Here is an 18,846-nt window from a genome sequence, read left to right on the forward strand (position 1 = left end):
CCGGTTGGTGCGCCGCGACTCGCGCCCACGATCGCGACGGCCTGGCCCTGAGCCTAACGGGTGACCGCGGCCGGAGGCGGGGTCAGGCCAGGGAGACGATCATCTTGCCGGTGTTCTCGCCGCGCAGCAGGCCCATGAAGGCGTCGTAGCCGTTCTCGATGCCCTCGACCTTGGTCTCCTGGTACTTCAGCTCGCCCGAGGCCAGCCAGCCGGCGACGTCCTGGACGAACTGCGGCTGGAGGTCGGCGTGGTCGCCGACGAGCATGCCCTGCAGGCGCAGCCGCTTGCCGATGATCAGCGCCATGTTGCTCGGGCCGGGGGTCGGCTCGGTGGAGTTGTACTGGGCGATCATGCCGCAGATGGTGGCGCGGCCGTGCACGTTGAACGAGGAGATCGCGGCTTCGAGGTGGTCGCCGCCGACGTTGTCGAAGTAGACGTCGATGCCGTCGGGGGCGGCTTCCTTGAGCTGGTCGCGGACCGGCCCGTTCTTGTAGTTGAACGCGGCGTCGAAGCCGTACTCCTCGGTGAGGAGCTTGACCTTCTCGTCGGAGCCGGCGGAGCCGATGACCCGGGAGGCGCCCTTGATCTTCGCCATCTGGCCGACCTGGCTGCCCACGGCCCCGGCGGCGCCGGAGACGAAGACCGCGTCGCCCTCCTTGAAGGAGGCGACGTCGAACAGGCCCGCGTAGGCGGTGAGGCCGGTCATGCCGAGCACGCCGAGGTAGGCGGAGAGCGGGGCGAGGTCGGGGTCGACCTTGACCGCGTGCTTGGCGGGCACGTCGGCGATCTCGCGCCAGCCCAGGCCGTGCAGGACGTGGTCGCCCACGGCGAAGCCCTCGGCGTTCGACGCGATGACCTCGCCGACCGCGCCGCCGTCCATCGGGTGGTCGAGCTTGAAGGGCGGGGTGTACGACTTCACGTCGTTCATCCGGCCGCGCATGTAGGGGTCGACGGAGAAGAACTTGTTGCGGACGAGGATGCGGCCTTCGGCCGGAGCGGCCACCTCGGCCTCGCGCAGCGCGAAGTCATCGGCCTGGGGCCAGCCGTGGGGACGGGCGACGAGGTGCCATTCGCGGCTGGAGGTGGGGAGTGCTGCAGACATGGGCTCGGGTTCTCCTCGATGTCCTACGGGGGTGGGCCTCCGCGCTCGACGGCGCGAAAAGCTTCATGACATGAAACAACCATGCTCCTGAATATTTCATGATGTCAAGCAAATCGGTACGCTGTCGTCCATGGCCACTCGCACAGACCCCCTGACCCTCGAGGTCGTCGAACTCATCGGCTCCGTCGTGGCGCGCTATCACGAGGAGTACGACCGGGCCGCCGCCGAGCACTCCCTCACCGGCGCGCAGGCGCGGGTCCTCGGGCTGCTCTCCCTCGCTCCGCTGCCGATGCGGAAGATCGCGGTCAGGCTGAAGTGCGAGCCGTCGAACGTCACCGGGATCGTCGACCGGCTGGAGGCGCGCGGGCTGGTCGAGCGCCGGCCCGATCCGGCCGACCGGCGGGTGAAGCTGGCCGCCGCGACGGACGAGGGCCGCCGTACGGCGCGGGAGCTGCGGGACGCGCTGGACTTCGCCCGGGAGCCGCTGGCCGGTCTCTCGGACGCGGAGCGCACGGTGCTGCGGGACCTGCTGCGCCGGATGCTGGGCGAGGAGCCCGCCGCCTGAGGGCTGCCCCGCAGTTCCCGGCGGCGGGGGGGCCGCTTGGGGGCGCACTCCACCCGCGCCGCTCCCCCGGCGCGTATCGCACCCGGGAGGCGCCGCGCCTCCTACGCGTATCGCACCCGGGACGCGTCGCTCCTCCTACGTGCACCACCACAGGAAGCGGGTGCAGCTCGGGGACGGCGTCGGGGTGGGCGTCGGCTCGACCGGGGGCGGCGGGGGCGCGGGGGCGGACGTCGGCCGCTCCGGCCCGCCCGGCCCCGGCGGAGCGGTGGACGGGCCGGGGGTGGTGCCGGACGGGGCCGGCTCGTCGGGCGGAGTGGCGGTGGGCCCGTCCGGCGCCGGGACTTCGGGGCTCGACGTGTCCACCGGGCCCGAGGGACGCCCCTCGGGGCCCTCGGTGGGCGGGGCGTCCGGGCCGGGGCCCGTGGCCGTCCCGGCCCGGGAGGCGACCGGGCCGGGATCGCGGGGGGCCGCGGCGGTGGGCTCGGCGGGCGGGGCCCCGGTGGGGCCGCCCGGAGCCTCGCGTACGAAGTCGGCGGCGGTGTCGTCCCGCCCGGGGTCTCCGGCCAGCTCCGCCAGGGTCGGCGCGCCCGCCGCGAGCAGCAGTCCGAGGGCCCCGAGCAGAACGGCCCGGCCGCGTCGGCGGCGCCCGTCGCGGCCCCTCCGCCGCCGCGCACCGGTACGGACGGCCCCGGCCCCGCCGTCGCGCGCCGCGTCCGCCTCGCCGCCGCGTGCCGCGCCTCGCCGGGTTGCGCGCCGGGGCGTGCCTGCGGTGGCGGACCGGCCACCCTCCCCCGGCCCCCGGCCGGAGCCGCCCCGGGCCGTGGACCGGCCTTCGCGCGCGTCGGAGGGGGAGGCCGCCCCGTGCCCCTCGCCCGGTACGGGACCGGCGGGTTCGGGCACGGCACAGGGGGACAGCGCCTGGGCCGGCGTTCCGCACCCGGCGCAGGCCAGGGCCCCGTTGAGGTGCCGTCGGCACGGGTGGCAGTAGTCCATGGCGCCCGCAGACTAGGCGGGCGCGGAGCAACCGGGGAAGCCGCCCGGGTGAGGATTGTGTGAGGAAGATCGAATTCCGGTGACGGCCGGTCCGATACGCCTGACACGCGGAAGGATGGGCCGCATGACCGTTCCCGCCCCCTTCGGCCCCCTGGCGTCCCGGGCCGTCCGGCTCCGCCGGTCGGCCGGCCACCGGGGGTGGCCGGTCCGGCGTCCGGCCGGGAACGGGGGATGGAGTCCGGCCGGGGCCGGCCCCCTCAGCCGCTTCCGGAGTGGGCGGAAGGGGAGCTGATCGCCCGTCAGCTCCTCTCCTCTTACGGCGCAGCTCAACGCGCGCGACGGCTCGGACGGCGCGACCATGCAAGGAGAGACCGGCTGCCCGCCGGTGCCACCGTCCGCGCGCTCGGGAGAACCGCCGTGACCGTCAGCCTTGAGCAGTTGCAGCGTTGCCATGTCGCCGTCGACCTCGGGGCCGCGAGGACCCGGGTGTACATCAAGGGGCTCGGGCTCGTCGTGGACGAACCGAGCGTCGCCGCCGTCAACACCCGTACCGGCTCCCTCATCGCCGTCGGCGCGCTCGCCGAGCAGATGACGGGCCGCACCCCCGACTACATCCGGGTGGCCCGCCCGGTCTCCGGCGGCACGGTCGTCGACATCGAGATGGCCCAGCGGATGCTGCGGCACCTCTTGGGCGACAAGCTCCGCCGCCAACTGCGTCGCAAGCCCCGGCTGCGCGCCGCCGCCTGCACCCCGCACGAGGCCGATCCGCTGGCCCAGCGGGCGACGGTGGAGACCCTGGTCGGCCTCGGGGCCCGCCGGGTCGAGCTGGTGGACACCCTGATCGCGGCGGCCGTGGGCTGCGGCCTGCCGGTCGAGCAGCCGACCGCCACCATGATCATGGTGTGCGGGGCCGCCACCACCCAGATCGCGGTGCTCTCGCTCGGCTCGATCGTGACCGCCGTACGCATCCCGGTGGGCGGCAACGCGATCGACGAGGCGATCATCCAGCACCTGCGCCAGCACCACCAGCTGCTGCTCCCGAGCCAGTCGGTGCGCCCGCTCCAGCTGGCCCTGCACGGCAACGGCCTCCAGCTCACCGGTCCCGCCCTCACCGAGATCCACGGCCGCGACGTGGCGACGGGCCTGGCACGCTCGGCGCAGGTCGACACCGCCGCCGTACGGCAGGCCATCCACACCCCGCTCACGGCGGTGCTCGACGGGGTCGGCAAGGTGCTCCGCGAGTGCCCGCCGGACCTGGTGGCCGACCTGGCGGACCGCGGGATCATGATGGTGGGCGGCAGCGCGCTGCTGCCGGGTCTCGACCAGATGCTGCGCGACGCGACCGGGATGCCGGTGCACATCGCCGAGCGCCCGGACGCCTGCTCGGTGCTCGGGCTGGGGGCGATGCTGGAGGGCAAGATCCAGCCGATGGTCCTCAACCCGCTGGCGGGGTGAGGCCGTCGGCGCGGGCCGGACGGCGGAGCCGACGACCGGAACGGCCCGTGCGACACGGACAGTGCGGACGGCACGGATGAAGGGGACCGCGGGGCCCGAGCGCGACGAGCCCGGTGGGGACGGGCCCGGTGGGAACGAGCCCGGTGGGGACAAGCCCGGCGCGGACGCCGTCGAGCGGCTGCCGATGCTGCTGGAGGCGGTCCTCGACGTCGGCAGCGACCTGGAGCTGGGCTCCACCCTCCAGCAGATCGTGGACACCGCCGCCGCGCTCACCGGGGCCCGCAGGGGGGCGCTCGGGGTGCTGGACCCCGACCGGGACCGGGTCGACGCCCTGTACACCGTCGGCATGACGGAGGCGGAACGGCAGCGCCTCGACCTCTTCCCCGACGCCCCCGCACGCCCCCCGGGCCCGGCACCCGCCGTGCTCGGGACGCCCCGCCCGGACTCCGCGCCCGATCCCGCCCCGCACACCCCCTCGCCCGACGCCGCGCACCCCGCCCCGCCCTCCGGGCCGGCCCCCGCCCCGGACCGCCCCGCGCACCCCGCTCCAGACCGCTCCCCCGGCCTTCCGGCGGGACGGGACCTGCTGCGGGCCCCGATCCTCGTGCACACCGAGGTGTTCGGCCGGCTCCACCTCTCCGGGAAGCCGTCCGGCCCGTTCACCGACATCGACCTGGCCCTGCTGCGGGCCCTGGCCGCCCAGGCGGGCATCGCGATCGGCAACGCCCGGCTGTACGCGACGGCCCGGCAGCGCGAGCGGTGGATCACGGGGGCGGCGGCCGTCACCACCGCCCTGCTGACCGGCACCGACGCGGCCGACGCGTTGATGACGGTGGCCGAACGGGCCCGGGTGCTGGCGGACGCCTCGGCCGGGGTGATCCTCCAGCCCACCGAGGAGGGCGGCATGGAGATCGTCACCGCGTCCACCCGGGACGACCCGGCGGGCATCGTCGGCACGGTGATCGAGCCCGGTTCCGCCGTGCTGGTCCAGTTGCTCGGCGGCGAACCGGTCTTCATCGACGACTCGGCCACCGACCCCCGCATGACCACCGGCGTACGTTCCCGCTTCGGGCCGAGCATGATGCTGCCGTTGCAGAGCGGCGGACGGCTCATCGGCACCCTCGCTCTGCCCCGGCGGCGCGGCGAGCGTCCCTACGCGGATCTGGACCGGCTGCTGGCGACCCAGTTCGCCTCGCAGGCGGCCCTCGCCCTGGTCCTGGCGGACGCGCAGGCCGACCGGGAACAGCTCGCGGTGTACGAGGACCGCGACCGGATCGCCCGTGACCTGCACGATCTGGTGGTCCAGCGGCTCTTCGCCACCGAGATGATGCTGGAGTCGACCCGTCGCAGGGCCGCCGCGGGGGTGAACGGCGCGGAGACCGGGGCGGGCGGCGCGGGTGCGGGGCCCGGGGCCGATGCGGGCACGGGAGCTGGCCCGGAAGCCGGGGCGGGGGATCTGCTGGGCAGGGCGGTGGACGAACTGGACTCCACGATCCAGGAGGTCCGCACCGCGATCTTCGCCCTCCAGCAGCCGCCCGCCGAGGCCCCCGCCACCTTCCGGGGCCGGGTGCTGCGGGAGACCGGGGGCGCGGCGGCACTCCTCGGCTTCCCGCCGTCGGTCCGGTTCGCCGGGGCGGTGGACGCGCTGGTGGACGAGGAGACGGGCCGGGAGCTGCTGGCCGCCCTGCGCGGGGCGCTGGCCGCCGCGCACCGCCGGGCCGGGGTAACGGCCATCGAGGTGGAGGTGGACGCCACGGTCCGGCTGCCGGACGGGCGGGCGGGGGTACGGCTGATGGTCGCGGACGACGGGCGCGGCGAGGACGGCCGACCGACGACGGTGACCTGGCAGTCCCCGCTCCGACCGGGGCGGTAGGGCCCGGCGGCCGGCGCGCACCGAGGGGGGTCCGCGCACGCTCGGCCTCCGGCGCGGAGCGCGATCGGCGCTGCGGAACCGGGGGCGCTCGGGAACCGGGGGCGCTCCAGAACCGGGGGCGTTAGGGAGCCCGGGGCCGATGGCGCTCAGATCCGCGTCGGTGACGTTCAGACCCCGGGACGGTGACGTTCAGGCCCCGGCCCGCGGGCGCTCAGTGCTTCGGGGCCGCGCGCAGGGCGATCCGGGTGGTGGAGTGGGCGACGCCCGCCTCCCGTTTCAACCGGCGCAGCAGGGTGTCCAGCGCCCCCGGGTCGGCGGCGGTGGCCCGCAGGAGGTAGTCGTGGCCGCCCGTCAGGTGCACCACCTCGGTGATGCCGGGCAGCACCAGCACCGACCGCTCGAACTCCTCGTTCGTCGTGTCGAGGCGCAGCGTCACATCGATGAAGGCGACCAGGCCCGAACGGGTGTCGGCGGCCGGGTCGACGATCACGGTGAAGCCGCGGATGACGCCGTCGCGGCGCATCCGGCGGACCCGGTCGCCCGCCGCGTTGGCGCTGAGCCCCACGCGTACGCCCAGATCCCGGTACGAGATACGGGCGTCCTCCTGGAGGATGCCGAGGATTTCCCTGTCCAGCCGATCCATAGGTCGATTGTCCCAGCTTATGGCGATATCGGCCGGAGGGGGCGTCCGGCCGCCCGGTCGGCGCAGCCCGGCGGGCCGCCGACCGCCCCGCCGAGCTTCCGATGCCACCAGGGCCGGAGCGGGCTGGGCGGACCGGGTCCAGGGGGACCGGGTCCAGGGGGACCGGGTCCAGGGGGACCGGGGCCTGGAGCGGGGCGGACCGGGCGGGGGCCCAGGCCGGGTCGCGTCTGGTTCCTCCGGTTACGGGCTGGACGGATCGGGCCGGGTGCCGACCGGCTGCGTGACGCTCCCCTCATGGGCGCCGGAGCCCGCACGGGAACCGGTGCGACGCCCTAGGCTTCCCGGCGTGACCTCCCTCCTGCTTCCCGCGCTCCAGTCCCCCACCGGCCCGGCGGCCACCCGGGAGGCCGTCCGCTTCGGCGACCTCTCCCTGACCTACGGCCGGCTGGCCGAGGCGTCCGCCGCGCTCGCCGCCCGTATCGCGGACGCGGGCCGGGTCGCCGTCTGGGCCACCCCGACGGCGGAGACGGTGCTCGCGGTGGTGGCGGCCCTGCGCGCCGGAATCCCGGCGGTGCCGCTCAACCCCCGTACCGGAGAAAGCGAGTTGGCGCACATCCTGGCCGACAGCGCGCCCACGGCCGTACTGGCGGGCCCGGGCGACGCGCTGCCGCCCGCGCTGGCGGAGCTGCGGCGGGTGACGGTGGACGCCGGGGCGGCGGCGACGGCCGAAGCCGCGGAGGGGCACGAGGGTGGGGAGGCCCGTCCCGAGACGCCCGCCCTCATCGTCTACACCTCCGGCACCACCGGGCCGCCGAAGGGGGCGGTCCTGCCCCGCCGGGCCATCGCCGCCTCCCTGGACGCGTTGGAGGACGCCTGGGGGTGGACCGGCGACGACGTCCTGGTGCACGCGCTTCCGCTGTTCCACGTGCACGGGCTGATCCTGGGCGTGCTCGGTCCGCTGCGGCGCGGCGGTTCCGTACGCCATCTGGGGAAGTTCTCGCCGGACGGCGTGGTCCGGGAGCTGGGGTCCGGCGGAACCATGCTGTTCGGGGTGCCGACGATGTACCACCGGCTGGCGGAGCTGCTGGACGGAAGGGGCCGGACGTCCCCGGCGGGCGGCCCCGTGCCGGACGCGTCCGGCACGTCGGCCGACGCGCTGGCGGCGGCGCTGGCCGGGGCCCGGCTGCTGGTCTCCGGGTCGGCGGCGCTGCCCGTGCACGACCACGAACGCATCGCGGCGGCGACCGGGCGGCGGGTGATCGAACGGTACGGGATGACGGAGACACTGATGAACACGGGGATCCGGGCGGACGGGGCCCCGCGCCCCGGCACGGTGGGCCCGCCGCTCGCCGGGGTGGAGCTGCGGCTGGTGGAGGACGACGGCACGGTGCTCGACGCCCCCGGGGCGATCGGGGAGATCCAGGTCCGGGGCCCGAACCTCTTCACTGGCTACCTCAACCGGCCCGACGCCACCGCCGCCGCGCTCACGGCGGACGGCTACTTCCGTACGGGCGACGTGGGCACCGTGGACGAGGACGGATACGTCACCCTCGTCGGGCGCAAGGCCACCGACCTGATCAAGAGCGGCGGCTACAAGATCGGCGCGGGCGAGATCGAGAACGCGCTCCTCGCCCACCCCGGGGTCCGGGAGGCGGCGGTCACCGGCGAGGCCGACCCGGACCTCGGCGAGCGGGTGGTGGCCTGGGTGGTCGCCTCGGCCCCCGACTCTCCACCCTCTGCCGAGGAGTTGGCGGATCACGTGGCCGCCCAGCTCGCGCCGCACAAACGCCCGCGCACCGTGCGCTATCTGGACGCCCTGCCCCGCAACGACCTGGGCAAGATCATGAAGAGGTCGCTCCGTGCCTGACGAGACCCCCGCCCCGGCGACGGCCCGGGAGATGATCGCGCTGCTCACCGGCGGGACGGGCTTCACCGAACACCGCCCGGCGCCGCGTTCCCAGCCGCCGGACGGCCCGCTCGGCTGGGCCGGGTACGACGCGGCACGCGAACGTGCCACGGCCCGGACCGGCGAGGAAGAGTCGGTCGTGTACGGCACCGGGGCCGTCGGGGACCGCGCCTGCGTCCTGATCTCCTTCGAATTCGGTTTCCTGGGCGGCTCGTTGGGCGGGCTGACGGGTGACCGGCTGACGGCCGCGTACGAGCTGGCCCTGACCCGTCGGCTCCCCCTGCTCGCGCTGGTCGCCACCGGGGGCAGCCGGATGCAGGAGGGCATGATCGCGCTCACCCAGCTCCAGCGGGTAGCAGCCGCCTCCGCCCGGCTGCGCGCGGCCGGCCTCCCGCAGATCGCGGTGGTCCGCGACCCGACGACCGGCGGCGGCTGGGCCACGGTGGGCGCGGGCGCCGATGTGGTGCTGGCGCTGCCGGGCGCGCAGATCGGCTTCGCCGGTTCCCGGGTACGGCCGCCGGACGCCGACCCGTACGCGTACGGGGCCGAGGGCCAGTTCGCGGCGGGCCAGGTGGACGCGGTCGTCCCGGCCGACGAGCTGGCCGCCACCGTGGAGCACTGGCTGCGCGCCCTCGGCCCGCACGAAGCCCTCCCCGCCGCCCCGGTACCGCGCGCGCTGCCGACGACCGGAGCGCAGGCGGCGACCCGTGCGCCGTCGGCGACCGGAGCCGAGGCGGCGACCGGAGCCGGACCGCTGCCGCACGAGCGGACGGCGGCGCGGCTGCCCCGGACCGGGCGGGAGGCGGTGGCGCGGGCGCGGAATCCTCGACGGCCGCGTGCGGAGGCGTACCTGGCCGACTACCTCACCGTGCGGCTCCCCCTCCACGGGGACCGCTGCGGCGGCACGGACCCGGGCCTGCTGAGCGGCTTCGGGCTGCGCGCGGACGGGCTGCCCGTGGCGTACGTCGCCCAGTGCGGGACGCCCACCCGCCCGGCGGGATACCGCGCGGCGGCCCGGACGATCCGGCTGGCGGACCGGCTCGGCGTCCCCGTCCTGACCCTGGTCGACACCCCGGGCGCGGCCAATGACGCCGAGGCGGAACGGGCCGGCGCGGGCGCGGCCATCGCGGAGGCCTTCGCGGCGGTCGCGGCGGCCCGGGTGCCGGTGACGACGCTGGTGATCGGCGAAGGCGGCTCGGGCGGCGCGCTGGCCCTCGCGGCCCCGGACAACACCCATGTCACGGCGGACGGTTACTTCTCCGTCATAGCCCCGGAACTGGCCGCCGCGATCCTCAAGCGTCCGTCCTCGGAGACCGGAGCCACCGCCGACCAGCTGCGGCTGCGCCCGCAGGACCTGGTGGACCTGGGCGTCGCCCGCTCGATCGTGGAGTAGTCCGTACGCGGCCGTGCGACGGGACCGCGCGGCCGTGGGGCGGGGGCGCTCAGGGCTGCGGGTCGCGGGCGTCATAGCGGGCGAAGGCGCGCCACTTCAGGGCGAGCAGGGCCACCCCCGTCACGCACAGCAGGCCGCCGCCGGTGACGGCGACCGCGGGTGTGGCGAGGTCGGCCACCGACCCGGCCAGGAAGTCGCCGAGCCGGGGCCCGCCCGCCACGACGACGATGAACACGCCCTGGAGCCGGCCGCGCAGTTCGTCGGGCACGGCCGCCTGGAGCATGGTGTTGCGGAAGACCATGGAGACGGTGTCGGCGCACCCGGCGAGGGCCAGGAACAGCAGCCCGAGCCAGAGGTTGCGGGTCAGCCCGAAGACGGCGACGGCCGCGCCCCAGGAGCCCACGGCCAGCAGGATCGCGAGCCCGTGCCGCCGGACGCGGCCGAGCCATCCGGAGAACACCCCGCCGAGCAGCGCCCCCAGGGCCGGAGCGGCGACGAGCAGTCCGGTGGTCCGCGCGTCGCCCCCGTACCAGAGGACGGCGACGACCGGGAAGAGGGCGCGGGGGTGGGCCAGGACCATGGCGCACAGGTCGGTGAAGAAGGTCATCCGCAGGTTGGGCCGGGTTCCGAGGAACCGCAGCCCGTCCAGGACGGAGGCCCGCTTGCCCGCCCCGCCGCCCTCGCGGTCGGGCAGCATCGAGGGCAGGCGCCACATCGCGTACAGGGAGGCGGTGAAGCAGACGGCGTCCACGGTGTACGCGGCCCGGTAGCCCCACCAGCCGACGATCAGCCCGCCCAGCATCGGCCCGACGAGTGTGCCCGTCGTACTGGTCATGGTGGTCAACGCGTTGGCCGCGGGCAGCTGTTCGGCCGGCAGCAGCCGCGCGATCATCGAGGAGCGGGCCGGTGCGTTGAGGGCGAAGCAGACGGCCTGGAGGGCGACGATCGCGTACAGCGGAGCGACGTGGTCGACGCCCACGACGGCCGTCGCCACCAGGAGGAGGGAGAGGCCGAACGATCCGAAGGCGCTGAACAGCCCGAGCTTGCGCCGGTCGACGGTGTCGGCGACGGCCCCTCCGTAGAGCCCGAAGACGACGAGCGGCACGAGCGAGCAGAACCCGATGAGCCCGACCGAGAAGGCGGACCCGGTGATGTCGTAGACCTGGAGCGACACCGCCAGCGCCGTCATGCCCTGCCCGATCCAGGAAACGGTGTTCCCGAACCAGAGCCGCCGGTAGTCGGGCGAGGTCCGCAGAGGTGTGAGGTCGGCGAGTATGTGGCTGCGTGATGCACGGGGTTCGGCTGATTCGGTCACAGGGGATGGTAGCCAGGGTCTTCGCCCGGGCGGGGCCGGGAGCTGTCGGCGTACACGGCGGTCGCCATGCCGGTGAACGCCGCCGGACGCGGAAGCGGGCAAACCGCTGGATCGCAGGACGACAGGGACCGCCGCTTCCGAAACCTCCACGAGATGGTCACGACCACCGTCCAGGGATCGGACTGCTCCCGAGGTGAACACCTGGTCCAGTTGCTAGCTTGGCTCGAAGCAGAGGCGCCCACCGGGCGCGACAGCACACAGCGGGTGCGCGGGGGAAGGGTTCTTCATGGCATGGGACGAGTGGGAGCAGCTGAAGGCGGACGCCGTTCAGCGTCAGGCCCCGGGAATGCGGTTGAACCAGCTCGACCCCGGGGACGGCCGCTCCGCTGCCCTGCCCGGGCAGACCGGCGACCTCAAGGTGAGCAACGGCGACCTGGTGAAGATCGGCAGCCAGGCGCACGGCCTCTACGACCAGCTCTGGGGCAAGGCCCGGGTGGCCGTCCCCAGCAGCGACAAGGCGGCCGGTGATCTGAGCGGCCAGGGCTTCGCGCTGGGCGGCGGGCTCAAGCACGTGGCGAAACGGTGGGACGAACAGCTGAAGTCGCTCATGGACGCGTGCGCCCACATCGCCAACCACATGCAGGTCACCAAGAAGGTGCACGCCGGGGACCACCACTACATCCAACGCCAGATGAGCAGCATCGACACCCTGGACGCCGGGTTCGACGAGCGGGTCGGCGAGCCGGGGAAGAAGAACCCGGCGTACGAGCAGAAGAAGTAGCGGCGCGACCGCCGAGACGTAACAGGAGAATCGACCACCCATGGATCTCGACGCGCTGCGCTTCGGCAACTTCGCCACGCTCGACGAAGCGGTCACCGACTGGGGCCTGCTCGTACGCAATCTCGCGCAGCTGAAGAAGCAGGCCCAGGACGGGTTGCGCAAAGCCGCCAACGCGGCCGACTGGGCCGGCCTGAACGCTCAGGTCACCAAGGAGTTCGTCGGCAAGACCGCGGGTGAGTTCGCCGATGCCCACACCCAGGCCGACACCATCCACAAGATCCTCACCGACACCCGCGACGAGCTGCGGCAGTACAAGAAGGATCTGGAGGAGGCCATCAGCCGCGGGGCCCGGAAGAATCTGACCGTCACCAGCACCGGCGGCGGTGGTTTCACGGTCACGATGAACATCCACCCGGACCGCGCGGCGAAGGGCACGTCCGTCCCCGAGCACGGCGAGAGCGATGTCACCGCGCTGCGGGACGAGGTGCAGGGCATCCTCAAGAAGGCCACGGAGAGCGACAACTCGGCGAGCAAGGTCCTGACCGCGCTGGCCGACCAGGCCAGGACGGGCTTCTCGGGCGCCTCCTACAAGGATCGTGACTCCGCGGTCGAGGCCGTGGAGGCGGCCGAGGGCCTCGCCAGGATCGCGGCGAAGAATCCCGAGGACCTCACGCCCGCCGACATCGACAAGATCAACAGCGGTCTGGCCAGGTACAAGGACGACCCGCTGTTCGCCGAGCGGTTCGCCACGGAACTCGGGCCCAAGAAGACCCTGGAGTTCTGGCAGGGCGTCAACGACCACGCCGTGAATCCGCACGTCGGCCGCGAACGGCTCGACAAGCTCGACGACCTCCAGCGCAATCTCGGCCTCACGCTCGCCACCGCCACCCAGAGCGACTCCGCCGACATGACGAGCTGGAAGGGCAACATGATCAAGCTCGGCGAGCAGCCCATCGGCCGGGACGGCGGCGGCCCCATGGGCTTCCAGGTCATGAGCAACCTGATGCGGACCGGCGACTACGACGACCAGTTCCTCAAGAGCTACGGCACCAAGCTCATGGAGACGGAACGCAGGCTCACCGGCAACGGCGAACACGAGAACATGGCGTGGCAGCACCTGGGGCCGGACCCGTGGCTCAACCGGATCGGCGAGGACAGCGGCGACGACCCGCTGACCGGCTACCTCAAGGGACTGTCCAACAGTCCGGCCGCGGCGACCGACTTCTTCAACCAGGAGTACGTGTCCAAGGAGGACTCCCCCTTCGAGCGCGACACGGACGGCAACGGCAAGAACGGAAAGATCCCGCTCTCCAACTTCCAGTACCTCTTCGAGGAGCGGGAGTGGCCGCAGGAGACCAACTTCAAGGGCGACGACGACAACACCGGCCGCAACACCCTCGCCCTCGCTCTGGAGGCCGCCACGACCGGGCACCCGGCGGGCGAATTGCCGACAGCGGACACCCCGGCCCACAACGAGGGGCAGACCAAGCTCTTCGAGTCGCTCGTGGCCTCCGTCGCGGACGACAACGAACGGCTCACCAAGCACAACTACATGGCCGACAGCATCGGGCAGATCACCTCGGAGTACCTGCCGGACATCAACCGGGCCATGACGAACGACTCGGACGAGGAGACGGACAAGCTGTTCCCCGTCGCCGGAAGCTCCGCCCAGCTCAACCACCGTGACGTGAACGCCCTGTTGCTGACCGTGGGCCAGAACCCCGAGGGGTACGCGGCCGTGGAGGTGGCCAACAAGCAGTACATGGCGAACCTCATGGACTACCACATGAACCCGGACCTGCCGGCGGACAAGGTCTACTCGAAGGACACCGAGTTCGCCGTCCGTGAGATCGCCCACGGTTCGGGCGAAGTGTCCGGCACGCTGGCCATCGGTCGCCAGGAGGAGGTCGCCGGCGACGCCGAGGAGAAGGACAAGAAGTACGAGCAGTCCGTGGCACAGTGGAAGAACGCCATCTCCGGGGGGATCGGTACGGGTATCGGCGTCGGAACGTCGTTCGTCGCCAGCCCCGTCGGCGGCGCGGTGGCCGGCGGGGTGGCGGAGACGGCGAGCAGCATGATCCTCGAATCCTTCTTCAAGGACGCCGAGGGGAAGGCCAAGGACGACGCCGGCCCTGTCATGGGCGAATTGTGGGAGAGCGGTGTCGAGAAGAACTCGGAGTACACCGAGCAAGCCGTGGAGGCAGCGGCGAAGGCGCACGGCCGTGACGACCTGGTGGACAACAGCATCGACGAGAAGGCGCGCAGGGCCGCCCAGGACGGGTTCATGGCCGCCGGTACCAGCACCACGCAAATGAACCCCCATTTGAAGACGGACATCTGACCACATCCTGGGACGGTGCCTGCCGCGTCTTCCCCCCTCCCGCATCGAAAGGCTTCTCGCGTTGTCTGCCCGTGGAACTCTTCGGCGTCGTCGGTTCATCGGCGGGGTCTTCTCTCTGTCGGCCGCCGTCGCTCTCGCTGCCACTCTGTCGGCGTGCTCCGGCGATGAACCGCCCAAGAAGGCTTACACCGTGCCCAGCTCCTTGTGCGGGATCTCCCTGGACCCCGCGCTGGTGAAGGCCGTGCTGCCCGGCGGCGACTCCCTGACCACGGCCACTCAGAAGCCGAACGGTGGAACGATCCGCTGCAACCTGTCCGTGGACGGCAAGCTGGTCCTCAGCCTCGCCCAGGCCTGGTGGAGTGAGGGGAAGACCACGGCAGCGGTAGCGCCGGCGTACCCCGGTACGAAGGACGGAACGATGTCCGAAGACGAACGCTTCATCTACAGCGGGCAGGCGGGTGTCGGCAGGACCGTCTCTTCCTGCAAGACGTCGGAACACCCGGAGCAGGACCTCTACACAGCGGTCGAGACCCGCGACACCGGCGTCGACGACCCGGAAGCCATCGAGAAGCTGCTCGTCGCCTACACCAAGGCGGTCGAGGGGTCAGCGGCCTGCCGGGAGCCCGCCGCCGGATCTTGAGCCGAGCGGCTGAAGCGGGGGCCGCCGGTGTGGAGCGGCGGCCCCCGTCTCACGTTCCCGCAGGCGGCAACGGTTCTCCACGAGATCCGGACTGGGAAGGGGGTGGGACTCGAACCCCTCTGCGGACGGCTCTCACCTGCCAGGCTGCCGGTGAGGTTGTGACAGCCCGCACGCGGCCCGTGCCCTCACCTGTGAGACGCCCGCCCGGTCGTGCGGGCGGACGTCCCGTGCCGGAAAGTCCGGCGAACGGCGCCCCGGCCCCCGGTCACTTGGCGAGGAACGCGAGGAGGGCGTCGGTGACTTCCTGCGCGTGGGTCCACAGCAGGCCGTGGGGAGCGCCGTCGATGACGACGTAGTCGGCCTGCGGGAGCGCCCGGTGGAAGCGGTCTCCGGTGGCCTCGATGGGCAGGATGCGGTCGGCGGTGCCGTGCAGGATGAGGGTCGGCACGTCGATCTTGGGCAGGTCGGCGCGGAAGTCGGTGGACCAGGTGGCCACGCAGGCCAGGGAGGCGTAGGAGGAGGCTCCGGCGGCGACGTTCCAGCTGTTGCGGACGGCTTCCTCGCTGATGCGGGTGCCGAGGTTCTCGTCGAGGTTGTAGAAGTTCTCGTAGAACTCGGTGAAGTAGGCGTAGCGGTCGGCGGTGACGGCGCCTTCGATGTCCTTGAAGATCGTGCCGTCGACGCCGTCGGGGTTGTCGTCGGTCTTCAGGAGGAAGGGTTCGAGGGAGGCGAGGAAGGCGGCCTTGGCGATCCGGTCGGAGCCGTAGGCGCCCAGGTACCGGCCGACCTCGCCGGTGCCCATGGAGAAGCCCACCAGAACGACGTCGCTGAGGTCGAGGGTCTCCAGGACCACGTTCAGGTCGGCGGCGAAGGTGTCGTAGTCGTAGCCGGTGGTGGGCCGGCTGGAGCGGCCGAAACCGCGCCGGTCGTACGTGATCACGCGGTAGCCGGCCGACAGGAGCGCGGCGGACTGCTTCTCCCAGGAGTGGCCGTCCAGGGGGTAGCCGTGGATCAGCACGACCGGCTGCCCCGTGCCGTGGTCCTCGTAGTACAGCTCGACGCTGGTGGAGTTTTCCTGGTCGACGGTGATGAACGCCATGGTGGTCACTGTCCTTCGGTGTGAATGGGTCCGGGGGTGGGGTGCCCGGGCGGGCACGGCTGTGCGGTGGGGTGAGCGATGAGCGGCGGGGAGGAGCCGTCGGTCATCGGACCGTGCGGGCCGCCTGCTCGACGATGCGGACGACGGCTGCGGGACGGGACACGGAGACCGCGTGCGACGCGTCGACGGTCGTCGTGCGGGCCTTGGCGCGGGCCGACATGAAGCGCTGGGCGGCCACGGGGATGTTGCGGTCCTGCGTGGTCACCAGCGACCAGGAGGGGATCGACTTCCACGCGGCCTCGGTGGACTTCTCCTCCAGAGCGGCGGCGGCGATCGGCCTCTGCCCGGCCGCCATGAGCCCGGCCTCGTCCGCCGGCACGTCCGCGGCGAACTGGTGGCGGAACTTCTCGGGCTTGATGTACACGTCGGCGCCCCGACCGCCGTCGGGCAGGGAGTAGTCGACGGACTCGACGGCCTCGCCGAGGGTGCTGCCGGGGAACTTGTCCGTCAGTCCGATCGAGCTCTCGCCCGCGGCGGGCAGGAAGGCCGCGATGTAGACGAGAGCCTTCACCTTGGTCTCCAGGCCCGCGGCGGCCTGACTGATGACGGTACCGCCGTAGGAGTGGCCGACCAGGACCACCGGCCCGTCGATGTGGTCGAGGACGCTGCGCAGGTACGCGGCATCGGTCGCCGGACCGCGCAGGGGGTTGGCGGCGGCCACCACCGGGTAGCCGGCGCGCTGGAGCCGGGCGACGACGCCGTCCCAGCTCGCGGCGTCGGCGAACGCTCCGTGTTCCAGGACGATCGTCGGCCGTGGCGTGTGGTGGGGCGCCGCGCCCGCTGTCCCGGGCAGGGTAACCGCGGCGATGGACAGGTAGGCGACCGCGGTGACACCGAGCAGCACGGATCTGCGGCTCGGACGGGGCGGGCGGGTGATGCGCATGCGTGAAGATCCTCTTGATCGGTTGGTGGTCCTCGACGGACCGTGAAGGCGAAGAAGCGGCCGGTGCGTCCGGGGGACAGGGCCCCGGGTCGTCCTGTCGGCGGCTGAGTCCGCGTACGTCCGTCCGCGCCGGGCGACCGGCGCGGACCGGACCGCCGGTGGCCGTCGTCGGCAGCGGTACGCGGAGCGCTGCCGCGGGTGTGCGGCTCGACGGGTCCCGGGGGCCTCGCTCCCGCCCGGCCCCCGGGAGTGGAGCGCCCCGCATCTCGTACGACGACCGGGCGGCCGGGCCGGTTCACCGGAGAACGGGCTGCTCGTCCGCGGTCGCCGCGCACGCCCCGCAGGCGCTCGCGGCGGTGCGGGCCCTGCCCGGCACCGGCGGTCCCGCCCCGTGCCGACAGCGTGCGGCGCTTGCGGCGGCGGTCGGCGGGACTGCCGCAGCCGGCCCGCGGGGCCCGGCGGGGCCGCACGCGGAGCCGCCTGCCGAGCCGGGGACCGGGCGCACGTCAGCTGGTGGATTCCAGGACTGCGTAGACCCGCTCGATGTACTCGTGAGTGCGCTCCGAGCCGAGGATTCCGTCGCCCACCCGGTTCATCGTGTACGAGAACGTGACCCCCCGGTCGAGGTCCATCATGACGATCGAACCGCCCCGGCCGACCCAGAAGCAGATGCGGCCGGTGGGCATGTGCGGCATCGTCCTCGGGTCGGCGAGTGCGTAGCCGAGACCCCAGCGCACGGGGACGCCCAGGAACAGGTCGACTCCGTCGGCCTGCACGTCGAACACCTTGTCCACCGTCTCCTCGGAGAGGAGCCGCAGGCCGTTCACCCGGCCACGCCGTGAAATGACGGAGAGGGCACGGGCCATGCCTCGTGCGTTGCCGTGGCCGTTGACGGCTCCGAGTTCGGCGGAGCGCCACTGCGGGGTGTCCACGTGCTCGTCGCGGGCGGGGCTTCCGAGCAGCGTCCTGGTGAAGATCCCTTCGGGGTCGAGGCCGGCGGGTATCCCGGAAAGGCGCTCGGGGGCCACCAGCTCGGCGATGCGCGGCCAGTCGGCCCGGCGCGCGCCGATCTGGACATCGGCTTGCGTCGGCCCGGCGATCTCGGTGTCGACGAACTCCGTCAACGTACGGCCGCTGACCCGCCGGACGAGTTCTCCCACCAGTTGTCCTTGGGTCTGCACGTGGTAGCCCGAAGCGGTGCCCGGCTCCCACCACGGGGCCTGCGCGGCCAGCCGGGCGCTCGCGGTGGGCCAGTCGTACAGGTCTTCCACGGAGAAGGGCTGTTCCCAGCCGGAAAGCCCCGAGGTGTGGGACAGGACGTGCCGCACCTCGATGTGCTCCTTTCCCCGGGCGGCGAACTCGGGCCAGTAGTGCGCCACGGGGCGGTGCGGATCCAGCACCCCCCGGTCGACGAGGAGGAGGGCCGCGAGACTGGTGAGGGTCTTCGTGGTCGACCACATGCTCACCACGGTGTCCCGCTGCCACGGAACGGTCCGCGCCCGGTCCGCGTGGCCGCCCCACAGATCGACTTCCATGACCCCGTCCACATCGACGGCGATCGACGCCCCCAGCTCCTCGCCGGCTTCGAGGTGCGCTGCCAGCGCCGCTCGTACCGGTTCGAACCGGGCGGTACTCGTTCCCTCGACGACCATGTTCTTCCCCACTCCTGACGACAACCGTTCGCTCGGTCAACGGGCCGAACGGCACCGTGGTTCACGTATCACCCCAGGTCATGACATCTTTTGGCATACCGCTGCCGCGAGGTTCGGCACCGGGACCCCGGGAGGGCCCCCTGGT

Annotated in this window: 15 protein-coding genes; 8 read left to right on the forward strand and 7 right to left on the reverse strand. The window is 73.1% G+C overall.

What is annotated here, in order from left to right; translation table 11 throughout:
* Positions 1 to 82 precede the first annotated feature (82 nt).
* On the reverse strand, positions 83 to 1,102 hold the full coding sequence (locus AMK24_RS05895; RefSeq protein ID WP_073765784.1) for an NADP-dependent oxidoreductase: 1,020 nt from the start codon (positions 1,100 to 1,102) through the stop codon (positions 83 to 85).
* A 130-nt stretch (positions 1,103 to 1,232) separates the two neighbouring features.
* Between AMK24_RS05895 and AMK24_RS05900 the strand changes: the two genes are divergently transcribed.
* Positions 1,233 to 1,667, forward strand: a complete 435-nt coding sequence (locus AMK24_RS05900; RefSeq protein ID WP_073765786.1) for a MarR family winged helix-turn-helix transcriptional regulator — start codon at positions 1,233 to 1,235, stop codon at positions 1,665 to 1,667.
* Between the two features lie 135 nt (positions 1,668 to 1,802).
* Here AMK24_RS05900 and AMK24_RS05905 read toward each other — a convergent pair whose 3' ends face one another.
* Complete coding sequence (locus AMK24_RS05905) at positions 1,803 to 2,660, reverse strand: SCO2400 family protein (protein WP_073765788.1); 858 nt, start codon at positions 2,658 to 2,660, stop codon at positions 1,803 to 1,805.
* A gap of 417 nt (positions 2,661 to 3,077) precedes the next feature.
* Between AMK24_RS05905 and AMK24_RS05910 the strand changes: the two genes are divergently transcribed.
* Together AMK24_RS05910 and AMK24_RS05915 are read left to right on the forward strand one after the other, a co-directional pair.
* Positions 3,078 to 4,115 (forward strand): rod shape-determining protein, encoded by a 1,038-nt coding sequence (locus AMK24_RS05910; RefSeq protein ID WP_073765790.1) that lies wholly within the window; start codon positions 3,078 to 3,080, stop codon positions 4,113 to 4,115.
* A gap of 184 nt (positions 4,116 to 4,299) precedes the next feature.
* A complete protein-coding gene (locus AMK24_RS05915) occupies positions 4,300 to 5,988 on the forward strand; it encodes a sensor histidine kinase (RefSeq protein WP_073766660.1) in 1,689 nt (562 codons plus the stop codon).
* 211 nt (positions 5,989 to 6,199) lie between these two features.
* Here AMK24_RS05915 and AMK24_RS05920 read toward each other — a convergent pair whose 3' ends face one another.
* Positions 6,200 to 6,631: an Lrp/AsnC family transcriptional regulator gene (locus AMK24_RS05920; RefSeq protein WP_073765792.1), complete on the reverse strand. Its 432-nt coding sequence runs from the start codon at positions 6,629 to 6,631 to the stop codon at positions 6,200 to 6,202.
* 346 nt (positions 6,632 to 6,977) lie between these two features.
* On the opposite strand from AMK24_RS05920, the gene AMK24_RS05925 reads away from it, so the two are divergent.
* Positions 6,978 to 8,498, forward strand: coding sequence for an acyl-CoA synthetase (locus AMK24_RS05925; protein ID WP_073765794.1), 1,521 nt, complete (start codon positions 6,978 to 6,980; stop codon positions 8,496 to 8,498).
* Positions 8,491 to 9,930, forward strand: a complete 1,440-nt coding sequence (locus tag AMK24_RS05930; RefSeq protein WP_073765796.1) for a carboxyl transferase domain-containing protein — start codon at positions 8,491 to 8,493, stop codon at positions 9,928 to 9,930. The genes AMK24_RS05925 and AMK24_RS05930 overlap by 8 nt, the downstream gene beginning before the upstream one ends.
* A gap of 49 nt (positions 9,931 to 9,979) precedes the next feature.
* Here the strand turns inward: AMK24_RS05930 and AMK24_RS05935 are convergent, their stop codons facing one another.
* Positions 9,980 to 11,245 (reverse strand): MFS transporter, encoded by a 1,266-nt coding sequence (locus tag AMK24_RS05935; RefSeq protein ID WP_073765798.1) that lies wholly within the window; start codon positions 11,243 to 11,245, stop codon positions 9,980 to 9,982.
* A 286-nt stretch (positions 11,246 to 11,531) separates the two neighbouring features.
* Here AMK24_RS05935 and AMK24_RS05940 point away from each other — a divergent pair, with 286 nt between their 5' ends.
* The 3 genes from AMK24_RS05940 to AMK24_RS05950 all read left to right on the forward strand — a co-directional run bounded on the left by AMK24_RS05940 (position 11,532) and on the right by AMK24_RS05950 (position 15,007).
* Positions 11,532 to 12,026: a hypothetical protein gene (locus AMK24_RS05940; RefSeq protein WP_073765801.1), complete on the forward strand. Its 495-nt coding sequence runs from the start codon at positions 11,532 to 11,534 to the stop codon at positions 12,024 to 12,026.
* 40 nt (positions 12,027 to 12,066) lie between these two features.
* Positions 12,067 to 14,367 carry a hypothetical protein gene (locus AMK24_RS05945; protein ID WP_073765803.1) on the forward strand — a complete coding sequence of 767 codons (2,301 nt, stop codon included), beginning with the start codon at positions 12,067 to 12,069 and terminating at the stop codon, positions 14,365 to 14,367.
* A gap of 190 nt (positions 14,368 to 14,557) precedes the next feature.
* A complete protein-coding gene (locus AMK24_RS05950; protein WP_242434984.1) occupies positions 14,558 to 15,007 on the forward strand; it encodes a hypothetical protein in 450 nt (149 codons plus the stop codon).
* 265 nt (positions 15,008 to 15,272) lie between these two features.
* Here AMK24_RS05950 and AMK24_RS05955 read toward each other — a convergent pair whose 3' ends face one another.
* The 3 genes from AMK24_RS05955 to AMK24_RS05965 form a co-directional block, all read right to left on the reverse strand.
* Entirely contained in the window at positions 15,273 to 16,106 is an 834-nt protein-coding gene (locus tag AMK24_RS05955; protein WP_073765807.1) for an alpha/beta fold hydrolase, read from the reverse strand.
* A gap of 103 nt (positions 16,107 to 16,209) precedes the next feature.
* Entirely contained in the window at positions 16,210 to 17,049 is an 840-nt protein-coding gene (locus AMK24_RS05960; RefSeq protein ID WP_073765809.1) for an alpha/beta fold hydrolase, read from the reverse strand.
* A 506-nt stretch (positions 17,050 to 17,555) separates the two neighbouring features.
* A complete protein-coding gene (locus AMK24_RS05965; protein ID WP_073765811.1) occupies positions 17,556 to 18,701 on the reverse strand; it encodes a serine hydrolase domain-containing protein in 1,146 nt (381 codons plus the stop codon).
* Positions 18,702 to 18,846: the final 145 nt, after the last annotated feature.

This window comes from Streptomyces sp. CB02366 (assembly GCF_001905905.1).
Taxonomy (GTDB): domain Bacteria; phylum Actinomycetota; class Actinomycetes; order Streptomycetales; family Streptomycetaceae; genus Streptomyces.